The 16,084-nt window shown below is 69.4% G+C and carries 16 protein-coding genes; 7 read left to right on the top strand and 9 right to left on the bottom strand.

The annotated features are described in order from the left end of the window. Positions 1-35: 35 nt before the first annotated feature. Together OZ671_RS06100 and trhA are read left to right on the top strand one after the other, a co-directional pair. Positions 36-1,004 (top strand): glutathione S-transferase family protein, encoded by a 969-nt coding sequence (locus tag OZ671_RS06100; protein ID WP_268859910.1) that lies wholly within the window; start codon positions 36-38, stop codon positions 1,002-1,004. A gap of 66 nt (positions 1,005-1,070) precedes the next feature. Continuing rightward, positions 1,071-1,739 (top strand): PAQR family membrane homeostasis protein TrhA, encoded by a 669-nt coding sequence (gene trhA, locus OZ671_RS06095; protein ID WP_038314151.1) that lies wholly within the window; start codon positions 1,071-1,073, stop codon positions 1,737-1,739. Positions 1,740-1,916: 177 nt separating this feature from the next. On the opposite strand, the gene OZ671_RS06090 is transcribed toward trhA, so the two are convergent. Further along, a complete protein-coding gene (locus OZ671_RS06090; RefSeq protein WP_268859909.1) occupies positions 1,917-3,254 on the bottom strand; it encodes an aspartate aminotransferase family protein in 1,338 nt (445 codons plus the stop codon). A gap of 147 nt (positions 3,255-3,401) precedes the next feature. On the opposite strand from OZ671_RS06090, the gene OZ671_RS06085 reads away from it, so the two are divergent. After that, positions 3,402-3,953, top strand: coding sequence for a cupin domain-containing protein (locus OZ671_RS06085; protein ID WP_268859908.1), 552 nt, complete (start codon positions 3,402-3,404; stop codon positions 3,951-3,953). 84 nt (positions 3,954-4,037) lie between these two features. Here OZ671_RS06085 and OZ671_RS06080 read toward each other — a convergent pair whose 3' ends face one another. Beyond that, on the bottom strand, positions 4,038-4,544 hold the full coding sequence (locus OZ671_RS06080; RefSeq protein WP_268859907.1) for an Lrp/AsnC family transcriptional regulator: 507 nt from the start codon (positions 4,542-4,544) through the stop codon (positions 4,038-4,040). Positions 4,545-4,761: 217 nt separating this feature from the next. Here OZ671_RS06080 and OZ671_RS06075 point away from each other — a divergent pair, with 217 nt between their 5' ends. Continuing rightward, entirely contained in the window at positions 4,762-5,871 is a 1,110-nt protein-coding gene (locus OZ671_RS06075; RefSeq protein WP_268859906.1) for a saccharopine dehydrogenase family protein, read from the top strand. Positions 5,872-5,895: 24 nt separating this feature from the next. On the opposite strand, the gene OZ671_RS06070 is transcribed toward OZ671_RS06075, so the two are convergent. The 5 genes from OZ671_RS06070 to OZ671_RS06050 form a co-directional block, all read right to left on the bottom strand. Then, complete coding sequence (locus OZ671_RS06070) at positions 5,896-6,666, bottom strand: N-formylglutamate amidohydrolase (RefSeq protein WP_268859905.1); 771 nt, start codon at positions 6,664-6,666, stop codon at positions 5,896-5,898. After that, positions 6,666-7,991, bottom strand: coding sequence for a glutamine synthetase family protein (locus OZ671_RS06065; protein ID WP_268859904.1), 1,326 nt, complete (start codon positions 7,989-7,991; stop codon positions 6,666-6,668). Before OZ671_RS06065 ends, OZ671_RS06070 begins: the two co-directional genes overlap by 1 nt. Before the next feature lie 5 nt (positions 7,992-7,996). Continuing rightward, complete coding sequence (locus OZ671_RS06060) at positions 7,997-8,629, bottom strand: cysteine hydrolase family protein (RefSeq protein ID WP_268859903.1); 633 nt, start codon at positions 8,627-8,629, stop codon at positions 7,997-7,999. Further along, a complete protein-coding gene (locus tag OZ671_RS06055; protein WP_268859902.1) occupies positions 8,629-9,519 on the bottom strand; it encodes a MurR/RpiR family transcriptional regulator in 891 nt (296 codons plus the stop codon). The genes OZ671_RS06060 and OZ671_RS06055 overlap by 1 nt, the downstream gene beginning before the upstream one ends. An 84-nt stretch (positions 9,520-9,603) precedes the next feature. Beyond that, complete coding sequence (locus tag OZ671_RS06050) at positions 9,604-11,187, bottom strand: ABC transporter substrate-binding protein (RefSeq protein WP_268859901.1); 1,584 nt, start codon at positions 11,185-11,187, stop codon at positions 9,604-9,606. Positions 11,188-11,331: 144 nt separating this feature from the next. Between OZ671_RS06050 and OZ671_RS06045 the strand changes: the two genes are divergently transcribed. From OZ671_RS06045 to OZ671_RS06035, 3 genes are all read left to right on the top strand, one after another. Beyond that, positions 11,332-12,687, top strand: coding sequence for a M20 family metallopeptidase (locus OZ671_RS06045; protein WP_268859900.1), 1,356 nt, complete (start codon positions 11,332-11,334; stop codon positions 12,685-12,687). Between the two features lie 148 nt (positions 12,688-12,835). After that, positions 12,836-13,972 (top strand): serine hydrolase domain-containing protein, encoded by a 1,137-nt coding sequence (locus OZ671_RS06040; RefSeq protein ID WP_268859899.1) that lies wholly within the window; start codon positions 12,836-12,838, stop codon positions 13,970-13,972. A 19-nt stretch (positions 13,973-13,991) separates the two neighbouring features. After that, the gene (locus OZ671_RS06035; RefSeq protein ID WP_268859898.1) at positions 13,992-14,396 is read left to right on the top strand and encodes a hypothetical protein; all 405 of its coding nucleotides are present in this window, start codon (positions 13,992-13,994) and stop codon (positions 14,394-14,396) included. A 49-nt stretch (positions 14,397-14,445) separates the two neighbouring features. Here OZ671_RS06035 and OZ671_RS06030 read toward each other — a convergent pair whose 3' ends face one another. Together OZ671_RS06030 and OZ671_RS06025 are read right to left on the bottom strand one after the other, a co-directional pair. After that, entirely contained in the window at positions 14,446-15,126 is a 681-nt protein-coding gene (locus tag OZ671_RS06030) for a hydrolase (RefSeq protein WP_268860043.1), read from the bottom strand. 70 nt (positions 15,127-15,196) lie between these two features. Next, positions 15,197-16,075: a pirin family protein gene (locus OZ671_RS06025; RefSeq protein ID WP_268859897.1), complete on the bottom strand. Its 879-nt coding sequence runs from the start codon at positions 16,073-16,075 to the stop codon at positions 15,197-15,199. Positions 16,076-16,084 lie beyond the last annotated feature (9 nt).

Here is a 16,084-nt window from a genome sequence, read left to right as displayed (position 1 = left end):
GTCGCAGCGTGTGACGGACACGAAGGAGAGGGCCGATGGGCATCATGATCGACGGCGTCTGGCACGACGACGACCGGGCCATGCTCGACAGTGAGGGGCGCATGCAGCGTCCGGCTTCCGTATTCCGCAACTGGGTGACGCCGGACGGCGCGCCCGGCCCGAGCGGGCGGGGCGGCTTCAAGGCGGAGCCCGGCCGCTACCACCTCGTCGTCGCGCGCGCCTGCCCCTGGGCGCACCGCACGACCATCATGCGGGCCTTGAAGGGGCTCGACGACATGGTCGGCCTTTCGGTGACCCACTGGCTGATGGCCGAGAAAGGCTGGACCTTCGCGCCGGGACCGGGCGTCACCGCCGAGCCGCTGATCGGGGCGGCCTGCCTCCACGAGATCTATCGTGCCGCCGATCCTGCCTATACCGGCCGGGTCACGGTGCCGGTTCTCTGGGACAAGGCGACGGCGACGATCGTCAGCAATGAATCCGCCGAGATCATCCGCATGTTCAACAGCGCCTTCGACGGCGTCGGCGCTGCGGTCGGCGACTATTATCCGCAGGCGCTCAGGGCCGAGATCGACGCCCTCAACACCCGCATCTACGAAACCCTCAACAACGGCGTCTACCGCGCCGGTTTCGCCGGCAGCCAGGCGGCCTATGACGAGGCGATCGGCCCGCTTTTCGCGACGCTCGACTGGCTTGAGGAGATCCTGTCGCGCCAGCGCTATCTGGCCGGCGACCGGCTGACCGAGGCGGACCTCAGGCTGGTCACCACGCTCTTCCGTTTCGATCCCGTCTATGTCGGCCACTTCAAGTGCAACATGAAGCGGCTCGTCGATTACCCCGCGCTCTGGGCCTATACCCGCGCGCTGTACCAGATGCCCGGCATCGCCGCGACGACCGATTTCGACCACATCAAGCGGCACTATTACGAGAGCCACCGGCGCATCAACCCGACCGGCATCGTGCCGCGGGGGCCGCTCGTTGATTTTTCCGAGCCAGCCTCCCGTTGAGCGTCGTGTTCGACCGGTCGCATTCCTCGTGTAGGATGAGGCAGCGAGGCATTTCGGGATGGAGCGATGACCCTGGACGACGGCCGGCCGATCGGGCTTGCCTGGGCCTATGACCGGTACGAGCTGGTCGCGGACGGCGTGGTGCACGTTGTCGGCGCGGTCTTCGCCGTGGCGGCCGCCGCCGTGCTCATCACCCTCGCGCTCGTCTATCTGCCGTCGGCCGCCGTGGCGTCGCTGTCGGTCTATGCGCTTGCGCTGATGGCCGTCATCGGCTGCTCGGCGGCCTATAATATGTGGCCGATCTCACGCACCAAGTGGCTTCTGCGGCGGTTCGACCATGCGGCGATCTATCTGATGATCGCCGGCACCTACACGCCGTTCATGATCCGGCTGGGCACGCCGCTCAGCTATGCCGTGCTCGGCGGCGTCTGGGCGGTGGCGGTCGGCGGCGCGGCGATCAAGCTTGCCGCGCCCGGCCGGTTCGACCGCCTGGCCGTCGGGCTCTATCTCGCTCTCGGCTGGAGCGGCCTCGTGATCGCCGACGAGGTGGTGGCGAGGCTGCCCGTCTCGGCGACCGGCCTGCTCGTCACCGGCGGACTGCTCTATTCCGTCGGCGTCGTCTTCCACGCCTGGCGCGGCCTGCGCTTCCAGAACGCCATCTGGCACGCCTTCGTTCTGGCGGCGGCGGCCTGCCAATATGCCGCCGTCGTCAGCGGGGTCGTGCTCGCGGCGTGAGACGGACGGCCGTCAGGCTGCCCGCTTCAGCGCCGCGCCGAGGACATCCACAATCCCGAGGCAGCCATCAGGCTGCCCGCTTCAGCGCCGCGCCGAGAACATCCACAATCCCGAGGCGGCCGTCAGGCCGCCCGCTTCAGCGCCGCGCCGAGAACATCCACAATCCCGAGGCAGCCATCAGGCTGCCCGCTTCAATGCCGCGCCGAGAACATCCATGATCCCGGCAATGTCGTCCTCGTCCAGGATCAGGGGCGGCGACAGGGCGATGATGTCGCCGGTGACGCGGATCAGCAGACCCTTCTCGAAACAGTCGACGAAGACGTCATAGGCACGCTTGCCGGCGCCGTCCGGCCGCGCGTCCAGCTCGATGCCGGCAATGATGCCGATCGTCCTGATGTCGATCACATGCGGCAGGCCCTTCAGGCCGTGGATCGCATCCTCCCAGGCCCTGGCGAGCGCGGCGCCACGGGTGAGCAACCCTTCCTCCCGATAGATCTCCAGCGTCGCAAGGCCGGCGGCGCAGGCGGCCGGGTGGCCCGAATAGGTATAGCCGTGGAACAGCTCGATCTGGCCCTCGGGACCGGTCATGAGCGCATCGTGCACCTTGCGGCTCGCAAAGACCGCGCCCATCGGGATGGCGCCGTTGGTCAGGCCCTTGGCGGTCGTGACGAGGTCGGGCACGACGCCGAAATAATCGACCGCGAAGGGCGCGCCGAGCCGGCCGAAACCGGTAATGACCTCGTCGAAGATGAGGAGGATTCCGTGCCGGTCGCAGATCGCGCGCAGGCGCTCGAGATAGCCCTTCGGCGGGATCAGCACGCCGGTCGAGCCGGCCACCGGTTCGACGATGACCGCCGCGATCGTCTCGGCGCCATGCAGCGCGACCAGGCGCTCGAGGTCGTCGGCAAGCTCGGCGCCGTGCTCCGGTTGTCCCCTGGAATAGGCGTTGCGGGCGAGGTCGTGGGTATGGCGCAGATGATCCGAGCCCGGCAGCTGCGGGAAGACGCGGCGGTTCGACACGATGCCGCCGACCGAGATGCCGCCGAAGCCGACGCCGTGATAGCCGCGCTCGCGGCCGATGAGGCGCGTGCGCGTGCCCTGGCCGATGGCGCGCTGGTAGGCGAGGGCGATCTTCAGCGCGGTGTCGACCGATTCCGAGCCCGAGCCGGTGAAGAACACCCGGTCGAGCTGGGCGGCCGGCCCGCCCGGGGCGACGCGCGCGAGCTGCTCGGCGAAGTCGAAGGCGACCGGATGGCCCATCTGGAACGAGGGCGCGAAATCGAGGGTGGCGAGCTGGCGCTCGACGGCGGCGGTGATGCGCCGGCGGCCGTGGCCGGCATTGACGCACCAGAGGCCGGCGGTGCCGTCGCGCACGGTGCGACCGTCGATGCTCGTGTAGTTCATGCCTTCGGCCGAGGCGAGCAGGCGCGGCGCCGCCTTGAACTGCCGGTTGGCGGTGAACGGCATCCAGTAATTGGCAAGGCTGGTGCTGTTGGTCGGCGTATGGGCGTTCATGGGGTTCCTCCGCAGATTGCCGCCAGCAGGCGCATGATCGGGAGAACGCAACAAGTCCTTTTCTGATTTTTACCAACCCATTGAAAACATGTATATCATGGTCAGCCATTTGCGTTATCGGAAACACCTGAAACGGGTTCTGCGATCATGTCGTCGATCGACCTCGGCAATCGCCTGCGTTACGTCCGCATTGCCAACAATCTCTCCCAGCGCGAACTCGCCAAGCGGGCCGGCGTCACGAACTCGACCATCTCGCTGATCGAATCCAACAGCACCAATCCCTCGGTCGGCGCGCTCAAACGCATCCTTGACGGCATTCCGATCGGCCTTGCCGAATTCTTCGCCATCGAGCCGGACCGTCGGACGAAGGCCTTCTACAGCGCCGATGAATTGACCGAGATCGGCAAAGGCCCGATCTCCTACCGCCAGGTCGGCGACAACCTGTTCGGCCGGGCGCTGCAGATCCTGAAGGAGCGCTACGAGCCCGGCTCCGGCACCGGCCAGATCCCGCTCGTCCACGACGGCGAGGAGGGCGGCATCATCCTGTCGGGCCATCTCGAAGTGACCGTCGACGACGAGCGCAAGATCCTGGGGCCGGGCGATGCCTATTATTTCGAGAGCCGCCGGCCGCATCGGTTCCGCTGCGTCGGCCCGGTCGCCTGCGAGTTGGTCAGCGCCTGCACGCCACCGACGTTCTAGGATCAGTGCAATTCGGCACCATTGCCTCGAACCACGGCCCGCTTTCTCAAAGGGCGCTCGAGGCCAACGCGCAGACGTCGAATCCTAATCCGCCGTCCGCGCCGCCGCGGCCCCGGCGGGCTGCGCCAATGGTCCGCGATCGGTCATCCGGTCGAACTTCTTGGCGAGCAGGATGAAGGACTGCGAGCGCGTCACCCCGGCGATCGAGGTGACCTCGTCGATGACCGCGTCGAGATCTTCGAGCTGGGGCGTCTCGATCAGCAGGAAGAGGTCGTATTCGCCGCTCACCGTATGGCAGAGCTTGATCTCGGGCAGGCGGCCAAGCGCCTCGATCACGCTGCGCTGCTGCTTCTGCGAGATGGAGAGCAGCACGATCGACTGGGCGCTGGCGCCGGTCACGTCGCGGGCGAGCACCACCTGGTAGCCGAGGATCGCGCCGGCCTTTTCCAGCCGGCGGATGCGGTCGTGCACGGTCGAGCGCGCCACGCCGAGGCGTCGGGCAAGCTCGACCGTCGACTGCCGGGCATTCGACTGCAGCAGCGCGACGAGCCGCCGGTCGATTTCATCGAAGATCTTGCCGAGCCAGCCCATCGATCCGTCACGTCTCCACCTTGCGCGCGGCCGCGGCGCCGCCGGGCGTGCCCTCCTTCCTTCCCCCCGCCGCCGGATTCGGGTCAAGCACCTTTCGGCAGAATGATCGCGTGATCCGGCAGAATGACGGCCAGGCCGCCGCCTGCCGGAGCTCCGCATCTGGCTTCCGTGCACGGACGCGGCGAGGCTTGCCGGGAGCCATGAGGGGACCATTCGCATGAAACATGTCGTCGTCATCGGAGCCGGCAAGATCGGGGCGACCATCGCCGACAACCTCGCCGCGACCGGCGACTATCGCGTGACGCTCGCCGACCGGCTGGTGCCCGTCGGGCCCGAGCGGCCGGGCGCGCCGGTCGAGCGCGTTCAGCTCGACGTTGCCGATCGCGCCGGCCTCGAGCTGCTGCTGGCCGGCAAGTTCGCCGTCATGAGCGCGGCGCCGTTCCACCTCACCACGGCGATCGCCGAGGCCGCCGCCGCAAGCGGCATCCACTATCTCGACCTGACCGAGGATGTCGCCAGCACCCGCCGGGTCAAGGAACTCGCCGCTGCCGCAGGCACCGCCTTCATCCCCCAATGCGGGCTTGCGCCCGGCGCGGTCTCGATCATCGCCGCTGACATGGCGCGCCGGTTCGACCGGCTTGACAGCATCCGCCTGCGGGTCGGCGCACTGCCCCGCTTTCCGGCCAACGGGCTTGGCTACAGCCTGACCTGGAGCACGGACGGCGTCATCAACGAATATTGCGAGCCGTGCGAAGCGATCGTCGATGGCGCCCTGCGCCAGGTGCCGCCGCTGGAGGAGCGCGAGGAGTTCACCTTCGACGGCGTCGCCTACGAGGCGTTCAACACTTCGGGCGGCCTCGGCACGCTGTGCGAGACCTATGCCGGCCGCGTGCGCGAGCTGAACTATCGGACCATTCGCTACCCCGGCCATGCCGCGGTGATGAAGCTCCTGCTGCGCGACTTGAGGCTCAGCGAGCGGCGCGGCCTGATGAAGGACATCCTGGAGGGGGCCTTGCCCTCGACGCTGCAGGACGTGGTGGTGATCATCGTCACGGTCGCCGGCTATCGCGACGGGCGGCTCGTCCAGGAGAGCTATGCCAACCGCATCGGCGGCGACGGCCGGCTGAGCGCCATCCAGCTCACCACGGCGGCGGGGATCTGCGCCGTGCTCGACCTGCTCGGCCAGGGCCGCCTGCCGCAACACGGCTTCGTCCGCCAGGAGGACGTCGATCTCGCCGCCTTCCTCGGCAACCGCTTCGGCCGCGTCTACGCTCCCGACGATCGGTCGATGCGCCAGGCGCCGATGATCCCGCTCGCTGCGGAATAGGCCGCCGACCGGCGGCCGCCGCGTTCAGCGCGGCGGCACTGCCGTGAGCAGGGCGGCGATCGCCCGTGCCCAGTCCTGCTCGGCCGCGGCGGTCGCCACCAGGTCCTGGCGGATCTCGAACAGGACGGTCGGCAGGCCGCGCGCTTCGCCATGGACCGGCGCGAGATAGTCGCTCTCGGCCTCGATCATATAGGGTTCGTTGGCCGCCACCGGCCGATCGGGACTGTCGAAAGCCGCCACCAGCCGCGCGCCCCAGTCCCGCGAATGGCCGTAGAGGATGCCGGCGTGCCAGGGCCTGGCGACGCCGAGAAAGACCGGCGTGAAGGAATGGATCGCGACCAGCCAGGTGTCCTTGCCGGCGGCGCGCCGGGCATCGAGGAAGGCGGAGAGCCGGTCGTGGAACGGCCGGAAGAAGCGATCGGCCCGCCGCTCGCGCTCGGCGGCGCCGAGGCCGCGATTGCCGGGAATGACGGTCGCCTCGCTCGTTTCCGGAATGCTGCTCGGCGCGCCGATCGGCCGGTTGCCGTCGATCAGCAGGCGTGACCAGCCGGCGAGGAAGGCCGGCGCGTCGATGAGGCCGGAGAGAGCGCGGGTGACGCCCGCCGCACCGATGTCCCAGGCGATGTGGCGCTGCCGGTCGGCCGCGGAGAGGCCGAGCCCGTCATAGCTGGCGGGGATGAAGTTCGAGGCGTGCTCGCAGACCAGCACCACCGGCGAGGTGCCGGCCGCATTGAGCACGGTCACGACCTCGGGCTCGTCCTCCGGCGCGAGCGCCGGAGCCATTGCGGACGCCATCAATAGATCTCCGCATAGCGCCGGCAGAGCGCCGCCGGATCGAGCCCGTCGGTCAGCGCGATCTCCGCCCGCTTCATGCCCAGATAGGTCGCAAGCGCCTGCGGGGCGAGGAAAGCGCGGGCGACGGCATCGCTGTCCAGCGCTTCGAGTGCCGCGCCGAGCGATTGCGGCAGGCGAACGAGGCCGAGGCGGTTGCGTTGGGCCTCGTCGAGCTGTTCCGGATCGCCCGAAAAGATCGGCGGCACCGGCAGCCGCTCGCGGATGCCGGCAAGGCCGGCGCGCACCAGCATGCCGAGCGCAAGATGCGGCGAGGCCGTCGCATCGGCGGCGCGGAACTCCATGTTGAAGCTCCTGGCGGGATCCTTGCCGCCCAGCGTCGGCGTCGGGCAGATGCGCAGGCTCGCCTCGCGGTCCTGGTCGCCGAGCCAGGTATAGCTGGCGCTCCAGTTGTGCGGTTTCAGCCGAAGATAGGAGGCAACGCTCGGCGCGGTCACCGCGACGATGGCCGGCATGTGCCTGACGATGCCGGCGGCGAAGGCCGCTCCGACCTCCGACAGGCGGCCGGGGCGGGTGGGATCGTAGAGCGCATTGCGGCCGGCGCCGTCGACAAGGCTCATATGAATGTGCACGCCGTTGCCGACCGCGTCCGGCGCGGTCTTCGGGGCGAAGGTGGTGGCAAGGCCGGCAAGGCGGGCCGTTTCGCGGATGATCTCGCGCAGCGCCACCGCCTGGTCGGCGACCGCGACGCCTTGCGCCGGGCCGACCGTCACCTCGAACTGGTCGCGGCCATATTCGGCGATGAAGGTGTCGGACGCGAGGCCGGCGGCGCCGAGAGCGGCCAGCACCAGGGGGCCGAGCGGATCGGCCCGCCTCAGCGCAGCGAGCGAAAAGGCCGGCGCTGCCGGGAACGGCTCGCCCTTGACCTGGAACTCGTGCTCGAAGGCGCCGGCCAGCGTCAGGCCGGTCTCGCGGCCGAGGTCGTCGAGCGCGCTCTTCAGGAACGCGCGCGGGCAGGCGGCCCAGGGGCTGCCGTCGAGCTCGACGACGTCGCTCATCACCATGTCGAGAGCGGTCGCCGCGCCCGGCAGGCGCACGGCGTGGCGCGCCGCCCGGTCGGGCATCAGCCGGAGATCGCCGGACGAGCCCCACGGGCTGTCGGCGGCGATGATGTCGAAGGGCGTCAGCGACTGGTTGGCCGGCACCCAGCCGACGCTGGCTGCCGCATCCGCCTCGAAGGCACGGGCCCGGATCGAGCGGCCGCGGGTGATGCCGGAATAGTCCGTCGTCACCAGCGTGACGAGATGTTCGGGCTCGACTGTGGTCATGACGGTCACCGCAGTGCCTCCAGGCGCGTGACCACCGTGTCGGTGTCGGTCACCCAGCAATAGCCGCCGAAGGCCCGCAGCGCCGCCTCGTGCCGCTCGCTCGTATAGGTTGCGCAGGCATCGCGCGGCAGGCTGACGCAATAGCCGCGGTCGGCGGCGTCGCGCACCGCCATGTCGACGCACTGGTCGGTGACGATGCCGGCGACGATCAATGTGCGGACGCCGAGATTGCGCAGGACATAGTCGATATTGGTGGAGTTGAAGACGCCGGACGAGGTCTTGGGCAGGACGATCTCGTCCTCGCCGGGCTTCAGCGCATCGATCACGGCTGCGTCGGGGTGCCCGCGCGGCACCAGGATGTCGGAAAGCTTGTGGTCGAGCGAGCGGTCGCGGCCGTCGCGGGTGAGCGCCTCGATCACCGTGTGCATGACCTCGATGCCGGCGGCCCGCGCGGCGGCGAGAATGCGCCGCTGGTTCGGCACCACCGTCTCCGCGAGGGTGCGATAGAACGGATGGTCGGCGCCGCGCTCGGGATGGGCCGGGTCGCGGCCGGGCTCGGCGAAGATCTTCTGCATGTCGACGAACAGCAGGGCGGTCTCGCCACGGGCATAGGGCGCATCGCGCCGCATCGCTGTCATCAGCGCTTCTCCTCAGCTGTTCCGGTCTTTGCCGTGTCATCGCGGTCGACGGTGACCGCATTCTCCTGGCGAGCCTCTTCCAGCGCCTCGATGCGCTTCAGCGCCGGCTTGCCGATGCGCTCGACCATGGTGGTCAGCACGGCCTCGACGAGCGCCAGCGCCGGCACCATCGTGTCGAAAAGGGAGGGCGCCTCGACCTCGCTCGCCAGCACCACTTCGGCCGCTTCCGCGATCGGCGAGCCCCAGCGGTCGGTGAACAGCACGATCCGCGCGCCGCGCGCCCGGGCCTGGCGCGCAAAGGCGACGACATCCGACTGGTAGCGGCGATAGTCGAAGACGACGAGCACGTCGCGGCTGCCGATATCGACGAGCTGGTCGACGAGATCGGCTCCTGGTCCGCCGAGCAGCACGGTGCCGGGCCGCATCTGGCGCAGATGCGCCTCCATGATCGCCGCGAGATGGCCGCTGAACCGGCCGCCGATGAGCATGAGGCGGCCCTTGGCCGAGATGAGCAGGTCGAGCGCCCGGTCGAATTCGGCCGGCGACAGGACCTCGCCGTCGGCCGAGAGGCTCGCCGCCATGGCCTCGGCATAACCGCGCACGGGATGGCTGGCCGCGCGGCCCTGGCGCACCTCCATCATCATCAGCGGCGAGCGCAGGCGCTGCTCCACCTCGCTGAGCAGCGCCTCCTGGAAGGCGGTGAAGCTCGGATGGCCGAGCTTCGTCGCGAAGCGGACCACGGTCGGGTCACTGACATCGGCGCGCGCGGCCAGCGTCGCCACCGTGCCGAGGCCGGCGACGGGATAGTTCGCCAGGATGACGCGCGCCAGCTTGCGCTCGGACGGCGTCAGGGCCAGGGACGGATCGGCAAGGCGTTCGCGGATGGTCATGGCGTCGGGGCGGGTTCCTTCGGACAGCCCATCTTTAGAGCGCGCGGGCATCGGACGAAACGCCGGGCCCGCGCCGGTGCGCCGTCAGCCGCGGCGGATGTTCCAGAACACCGGCATGCCCTTGATCATGCCGCTGAGGTCGTCGCGGAAAACGGTGAGCTGCGCGATCTGGCCGAGCGGAATATAGGGCACGTCGGTGAAGGCCTGGGCTTGCAGGGCGCGGGCGGCGGCGATCTGGCCGGCCTGGTCGGGGGCGGCGAGCCAGGCGTCGCGCTCCTTCTCGATGCCGGGGCTCTCGCACCAGCCGTTCAGTGCCGAGCCGTTGCCGCGCAGGCCCGCATGTACCGCGGGGGTGAGCATGTCGGTGCCCGAATTGAGCACGACATAGGCGCCCCAGCCGCCCTGGTTCGGCGCATCCTTCTTGATGCGCCGCTGCACCAGAGTGCCCCAATCCGTTGAAACATAATCGATATTGAAACCGGCCTTGGTCAGGTTGTCGGCGACGACGGTCGAGGGCAGGGCATTGATCTGCAGGTCTTCCGGCACCAGCAGGGTGATCTTCTCGCCGCCATAGCCGGCTTCCCCGAGCGCCCGCTTCACCGCTTGCGGGTCGCGCGGCGAGGACACGGCCTCGATGCCCGCATCGTTGGCGAAGGTGGTTTCCGGACAGAAATAGCCGACATTCTCGCGCCACAGCTTCGGGTCGGTGCCGGCCATGGCCATCACCACGTCGCGTTGCGAGATGGCGCGCACCATCGCCCGGCGGACCGCCGCGTTGGCGGTCGGCGCATGCAGGTGATTGATGCGCAGCGCCGCGACATAGCCCGATGGGTCGAGCGTCTCGACCTTGACGCCGCGCGTGCGTCGCATCAGCGGCAGCATGTCGGCGCCGGGCAGCTCCCACCAGTGCACTTCGCCCGTGCGCAGCGCCGCGCCGGCCGTCGAGGCATCGGCGATGATCTTCCATTCGATCCGGTCGAACATCGCGACCTTCGGACCGGCCGTGCCTTCCGGCGTGCCGCCGGCGCGCGGCACATAGTCGGCGAAGCGCTCGTAGACGACCCTGTCGCCGGCGAGCCGCTCGTCGGCCTTGAACCGGTAGGGGCCGCTGCCGACGACCTCGGTGATCGGCTTGTCCGGATCGCCGTTGGCGATGCGCTCGGGCATGATCGCGGCCATCATCAGGCCGGTCTTACCGAGCGCCATGGGCAGCAGCGGGTACGGGCGCTTCAGCCGGAACACGATGGTCCGGTCGTCGGCCGCCGACAGTTCGTCGGTCACGGCGAACAGGTTGCGGCCGAATTCGTCGCGCTTGCCCCAGCGGTTGAGGCTCGCCACGCAGTCGCGCGCCAGCACCTTCGCGCCGTCATGGAAGACGAGGCCCTCGCGCAGCTTCATGACCCAGCGCTTGCCGTCCTCCTCGACGGTGAAGCCCTCGAGCATCTGCGGCTGCATGCGATAGCTGCCGTCCTGCGCGAACAAGGTGTCGTACACCATGTAGCCGTGGTTGCGCGTCACATAGGCGTTGTTCCAGGTCGGGTCGACCACCGAGAGATCGGCATGCGGCACGAATTTCAGGACGCGCTGGTCGGCCGCCAGGCCGAGGCGCGGCGCCGCGAGGGCGGCAAGGCCGGCCGATGAAACGTGCAGGAACCGACGTCGATCCATGGTGTGAGATCCCCTCGCGGCCTGTTCCTCTTGGCGGGGCCGCCCCGCTGCCGCCGCATGACGCAACGGTGTCATATTCATTGCATGATGATGCAGATGTGGCAATAATGTAATGAAATCGACAATGCCGACGGAGGGCGTCCCATGACCGAGGCCAGGACCCAAGCCAGCACGGAACCGGCCGCCGTTCCCGCCGATCTGACACAGAAGCTGCGCCGGGCGGTCGAGGCGCGCGCCGACGATCTGGTCGATCTGCTCGCGCGGCTCATCCGTATCCCCTCGGTCAATCCGAAATTCCTGGTCGACCCCGCCTTCAACCGCGAGCCTGCCGTGCAGGACCTCATCGAGGCCGAGCTGGCCTCGCTCGGCTTCGCCACCGAGCGCAGCTTTCCCTGGCCGGACCGGCCGAACCTGATCGGCCGGCGCGCGGGGAGCGCTGCGCGCAGCCTGGCGCTCTGCGGCCATGTCGACGTGGTGCCGCACGGCGATCTCGGGCAATGGAGCTCGGGGCCCTACGAGCCGAGGATCGACGGCGATCGCCTCTATGGCCGCGGCGCGAGCGACATGAAGGGCGGCATCGCCGCCGCGCTCGTCGCCTGCCGGGCGCTGGCCGATGTCGGCGTCGTCCTGGACGGCCGGCTCGAGTTCCATGCCGTCGTCGACGAGGAGGGCGGCGGCACGGGCGCCATGGCGGCCGCGGCGGCGAGCGCGGGCCTTGCCGGCGTGCTGATCGCCGAGCCGAGCGGCGGCGTGCTCAGGCCCTGGGCCGGCGGCCTCGAATGGGTGCGGGTGACCTTGCGCGGCCTGAGCGGCCATTCGGCGCGGCGCTTCGCCTCGATCTATCCCGTGGACCCCGTCAACGACGTGCCGGTGCGCAGCGTCAATGCCATCGAACTCGGCACCCGCCTGCTGGCGGCGGTGCGCGAGCTGGAGACCCAGTGGGGGCTCACCCGCCGCTTCCCCGGCATGCCGGCGGGGATGAACACGATCAGCCCCGGCGTGATGGTCGCCGGCTGCGGCGAGGGACCGGACGGCCTGCCGGCCCTGCTCGGCAACCCCGCCATGGTGCCGGACATCTGCGTCATCGACTTCGACATGAAGTTCCTGCCGCACGAGCGCTCGGCCGATATCCGGCGCGAGTTCGAGGACTGGATCGGCCATTTCGCCAAATCCGATCCGTGGCTGCGCGAGCATCCGCCGGAAATCCGCTGGGAGCTCGGCGACCTGCATTTCCCGCCGGTCAATACGCCGCTCGACCATCCGCTGACCCGTTCGGTCGAGGCCGCGATCAGGGCGAGCGGCCGCGAGCCCGTCATTGCCGGTATGCTGGGCGTGACCGATGCCGCGCACTATACGGCGCGCGGCATTCCGGCCGTCGTCTTCGGCCCGACCGGCGGCGGCCAGCACGGGCCGGACGAGTTCGTGCTGATGTCTTCGCTGACCGAGACCGCCGCGGTCATCGCCGACAGCGTCGTCAGGTTCTGCGGCGTCAGGGCTTGACGCGCGCTCGCGCGCATCCCGCCGTGTTTCCGCGCGTTCGCCGCCGGGTGGCTTTCGCGCCCGGCTGCCATTCGCCTGAGGCGTCGCCAGTCGCCGCGCGCCTTGCTAGGACTGACGCCGCCCTCGTGGCGCCAGTCCGGAGACCTGCATGACCGCCGAGCCGAATCTCTACATCCCCCCGCGCGACGGCGCCGAGTGGGCCGACCTCGCGCCCGCAGAGGCCGGGTTCGACCCCGCGCGGCTGCAGGCAGCGATCGATTTCGCCAAGGCGAGCGAGAGTTCCTGGCCGCGCAGCCTCTATTATCCCGACGGACGCTATGTCGGCATCGTCGAGTGGAACGAGTCCGGGCCGTGGAGCGAGATCGCAGGTCCCGTGCGCGAGCGCGGCGGTCCCGCGGGGCTTGTCCTGAAGGGCGGGCGGCGCGTCGCCGAATGGGGCGAGACCGACCGCACCGACATGACCTTCTCCATCGCGAAAAGTTATCTCGCGGTGGTCGCGGGCCTCGCCTTCGACGACGGTCTGATCCGCGATGTCGACGAGCCCGTGCGGGCGACCGTCGACGATGCCTTTTTTGCCAGCCCCCACAATGCGCCGATCACCTGGCGCCACCTGCTGCAGCAGTCGAGCGAATGGCAGGGCGAGCTCTTCGGCAAGTCCGACCAGGTCGACCATTTCAGGCAGATCGGCCCCGGCGCCGACAACAGCCGAAAGGGCGAGAAGCGGGCGCTGAACCCGGCCGGCACCTATTATGAATACAATGACGTCAGGGTGAACCTGCTCGGCTATTGCCTGCTGCAGCGCTTCCGCAGGCCGCTGCCGGAGATCCTGCGTGAAAGGGTCATGGACCCGATCGGCGCCTCGGACCGCTGGGAATGGCAGGGTTACCGCAACTCCTGGGTCGATATCGATGGCCGCAGCATGCAGTCGGTGCCGGGCGGCGGCCATTGGGGCGGCGGCCTGTTCATCGGCGCGCGCGATCATGCCCGCTTCGGTCTGATGGTGGCGCGCGGCGGCCTCTGGGGTTCGCGGCGCATCCTGTCGGACGCCTGGGTCAAGGCCATGCTGACGCCGTCGCCGACCCTCGGCAATTACGGCTATCTCTGGTGGCTCAACCGCGGCGCCGCGGCGAAGCCCGACCTGCCGGCCTCGGTCTTTTCCGCGCTCGGCGCGGGCACGAACGTCATCTGGGCCGATCCGGACCACGATCTCGTCGTGGTGCTGCGCTGGATCGACAAGAGCGCCGCGGACGGGTTCTTTTCCCGCCTGGTCGGGGCGTTGCGGTAACCGCCGGCGAGAGGGGGCGGTGACGCGCGTCTTTCGCTGGCTGGTCGCGCTCGACTTCGCCGTGGTTCTGGCGAGCGCCGCGGTCAACTGGGGCGAACCGCCCGGCGCGGCGCAGCCTTTCGTGGCTCGCTACGGGGAGGTCGCCGTCGCCGCCGCCGTCGTCGCGGCGGTTACCGCCATCGTCGGCTTGCCCTTGCTCGGCTTGGCGTTCTTCAGGCGCTGGGCGCGGCCCGTCGTCACGATTCAGGCCGCGCTCTATGTCGCGGCGTCGGCGGCGCTCGGCGCGGCCGAGACGTCCGGGTTCATGACGCTGTTGTCGATCGCGGAGAACATGCTGCTCGGAGCGATCCTCGCCCTCGCATACAGCCCGCCGCTCGGCGACAGGTTCGGACGCGGCGCCGGCGGGGGGCCGGACGGGCGATGACGGCCGTGACGCGATCCGGCGGGGCGGGCCACGGCCGCGGCGGCGACCTCTAGCTGCGGGCCGAGTCGAGCTGCTCGCCCTTGCTCTCGACTTCGCGCGCCTTCTGGTAGCTTTCGATCAGGAGCTGGTAGGGCGGGAAGATCTGGGTGTAGACTTTTGCCCATTCCTCGGCGTCCGCGCGGTGCCAGGTCCGCTGCAGCTCGGAGGCGACGGCTGCGGTATCCATCGGCACCACGCCGGCCTGCACGATGCGGGCGAGGGTGATTTCTTCGGCCATCTTGGAATAGGTGCCGGACGCGTCGACCACGGCGAACACTTGGTAGCCGTCATGCACGGCGGCGATCGAGGGGAAAGCCATGCAGACGCTGGTGATGGTTCCCGCGATGATGAGCTGGGTCCGGCCGGTTGCCTTCACCGCCGCGACGAAGTCGGGATTGTCCCAGGCATTGATCTCGCCGCGCCGGGCGACATAGTGCGCGTGCGGCGCATTGGCATGGATCTCCGGGATCAGCGGTCCGTTGGGTCCCTGCGGCACGGATGCGGTGGTGATCACCGGCAGCTTGGCGAGCGTCGCCATGCGGGCGAGCGCGGCCGCGCGCTGGCGCAGCTCCGGCATCGGCATGTCGGCGACCGTCTGGAACAGCCCGCTCTGATGGTCGATCAGCAGCATGGCCGCCTTGTCGGGATCGATCTTCGGCGTCTGGCCGGCGAAATTTGCGGGCGAGGCGATGGTGGTCATGGATATGTCTCCTGTCGGTGGGGAGGTCCGCAATGGCGGCAGCGGACCGGTGCCGTTCCTGTCAGGCGCTGGCGGTGCGGCGGATCGCGCCGAACCGGCCGGCCTGAAAGTCACGCATCGCCTGACGGATCTCGTCGGCGGTGTTCATCACGAACGGCCCGTGTGCGACGACCGGCTCGTCGATCGGCTCGCCGGTGAGCACCAGCAGCTTGGCGTCGGTGCCGGCCGTGATGGTCAGCCCGCCGCCCTCGCGGCCGAGGATCACCGTCTGGGCTGCGCCCGCGCTGTCCCGGCCGTCGATCGCGATGGTGCCAGACAGCACAAGGACGGAGAGCGTGTGGCCTTCGGGTACGTCGAGCGCCGCGGTCTTGCCGGCGGCGAGCCTGACGTCCCAGATGTTGATCGGCGTGAAGGTGCGCGCCGGGCCGATGACCCTGCCGAAGCGGCCGGCGATCACCCTGAGCGTGCCGGCTTCGCCCGGCAACGCGACGGTCGGGATGTCGGCCGCCAGCAGGTTCTGGTAGCCGGGCTCGGCGCCCTTGTCCTTCGCCGGCAGATTGACCCAGAGCTGGACCATCTCGAAATTGCCGCCGGTCTTGGCGAAATCGGCGGAGTGGAACTCCTCGTGCAGGATGCCGTTCGCGGCGGTCATCCACTGCACGTCGCCGGGGCCGATCGTGCCGCCCGCGCCGGTCGAGTCGCGATGCGCGACCTCGCCCTCATAGACGATGGTCACCGTCTCGAAACCCTTGTGCGGATGCTGGCCGACGCCCCGCCGCGCCGTGGTCGGCGTGAAGCGGGTGGGGCCGGCATGGTCGAGCAGGATGAACGGGCTGATATGGCCGCCCTGGGCGCCGTGGGACAGCATGGAGCGGACGGGGAAACCGTCGCCGACCCAATGCTGCTCTGGTGCGCTGTAGATGCCGAGAACCTGTCTCATGGCGGTGAT

It is taken from the genome of Phreatobacter sp. AB_2022a (assembly GCF_026847585.1).
Classification (GTDB): domain Bacteria; phylum Pseudomonadota; class Alphaproteobacteria; order Rhizobiales; family Phreatobacteraceae; genus Phreatobacter.
The sequence above is the reverse complement of the archived record's forward strand: the minus strand, read 5'-3'. Positions and strand labels throughout refer to the sequence as shown.

What these genes read in the sequence shown, in the direction of transcription:
- OZ671_RS06100 (WP_268859910.1), top strand. Translation starts at nt 36, where the DNA reads ATGGGCATCATGATCGACGGCGTCTGGCACGACGACGACCGGGCCATG.
- trhA (WP_038314151.1), top strand. Translation starts at nt 1,071, where the DNA reads ATGACCCTGGACGACGGCCGGCCGATCGGGCTTGCCTGGGCCTATGAC.
- OZ671_RS06090 (WP_268859909.1), bottom strand. Translation starts at nt 3,254, where the DNA reads ATGAACGCCCATACGCCGACCAACAGCACCAGCCTTGCCAATTACTGG.
- OZ671_RS06085 (WP_268859908.1), top strand. Translation starts at nt 3,402, where the DNA reads ATGTCGTCGATCGACCTCGGCAATCGCCTGCGTTACGTCCGCATTGCC.
- OZ671_RS06080 (WP_268859907.1), bottom strand. Translation starts at nt 4,544, where the DNA reads ATGGGCTGGCTCGGCAAGATCTTCGATGAAATCGACCGGCGGCTCGTC.
- OZ671_RS06075 (WP_268859906.1), top strand. Translation starts at nt 4,762, where the DNA reads ATGAAACATGTCGTCGTCATCGGAGCCGGCAAGATCGGGGCGACCATC.
- OZ671_RS06070 (WP_268859905.1), bottom strand. Translation starts at nt 6,666, where the DNA reads ATGGCGTCCGCAATGGCTCCGGCGCTCGCGCCGGAGGACGAGCCCGAG.
- OZ671_RS06065 (WP_268859904.1), bottom strand. Translation starts at nt 7,991, where the DNA reads ATGACCACAGTCGAGCCCGAACATCTCGTCACGCTGGTGACGACGGAC.
- OZ671_RS06060 (WP_268859903.1), bottom strand. Translation starts at nt 8,629, where the DNA reads ATGACAGCGATGCGGCGCGATGCGCCCTATGCCCGTGGCGAGACCGCC.
- OZ671_RS06055 (WP_268859902.1), bottom strand. Translation starts at nt 9,519, where the DNA reads ATGACCATCCGCGAACGCCTTGCCGATCCGTCCCTGGCCCTGACGCCG.
- OZ671_RS06050 (WP_268859901.1), bottom strand. Translation starts at nt 11,187, where the DNA reads ATGGATCGACGTCGGTTCCTGCACGTTTCATCGGCCGGCCTTGCCGCC.
- OZ671_RS06045 (WP_268859900.1), top strand. Translation starts at nt 11,332, where the DNA reads ATGACCGAGGCCAGGACCCAAGCCAGCACGGAACCGGCCGCCGTTCCC.
- OZ671_RS06040 (WP_268859899.1), top strand. Translation starts at nt 12,836, where the DNA reads ATGACCGCCGAGCCGAATCTCTACATCCCCCCGCGCGACGGCGCCGAG.
- OZ671_RS06025 (WP_268859897.1), bottom strand. Translation starts at nt 16,075, where the DNA reads ATGAGACAGGTTCTCGGCATCTACAGCGCACCAGAGCAGCATTGGGTC.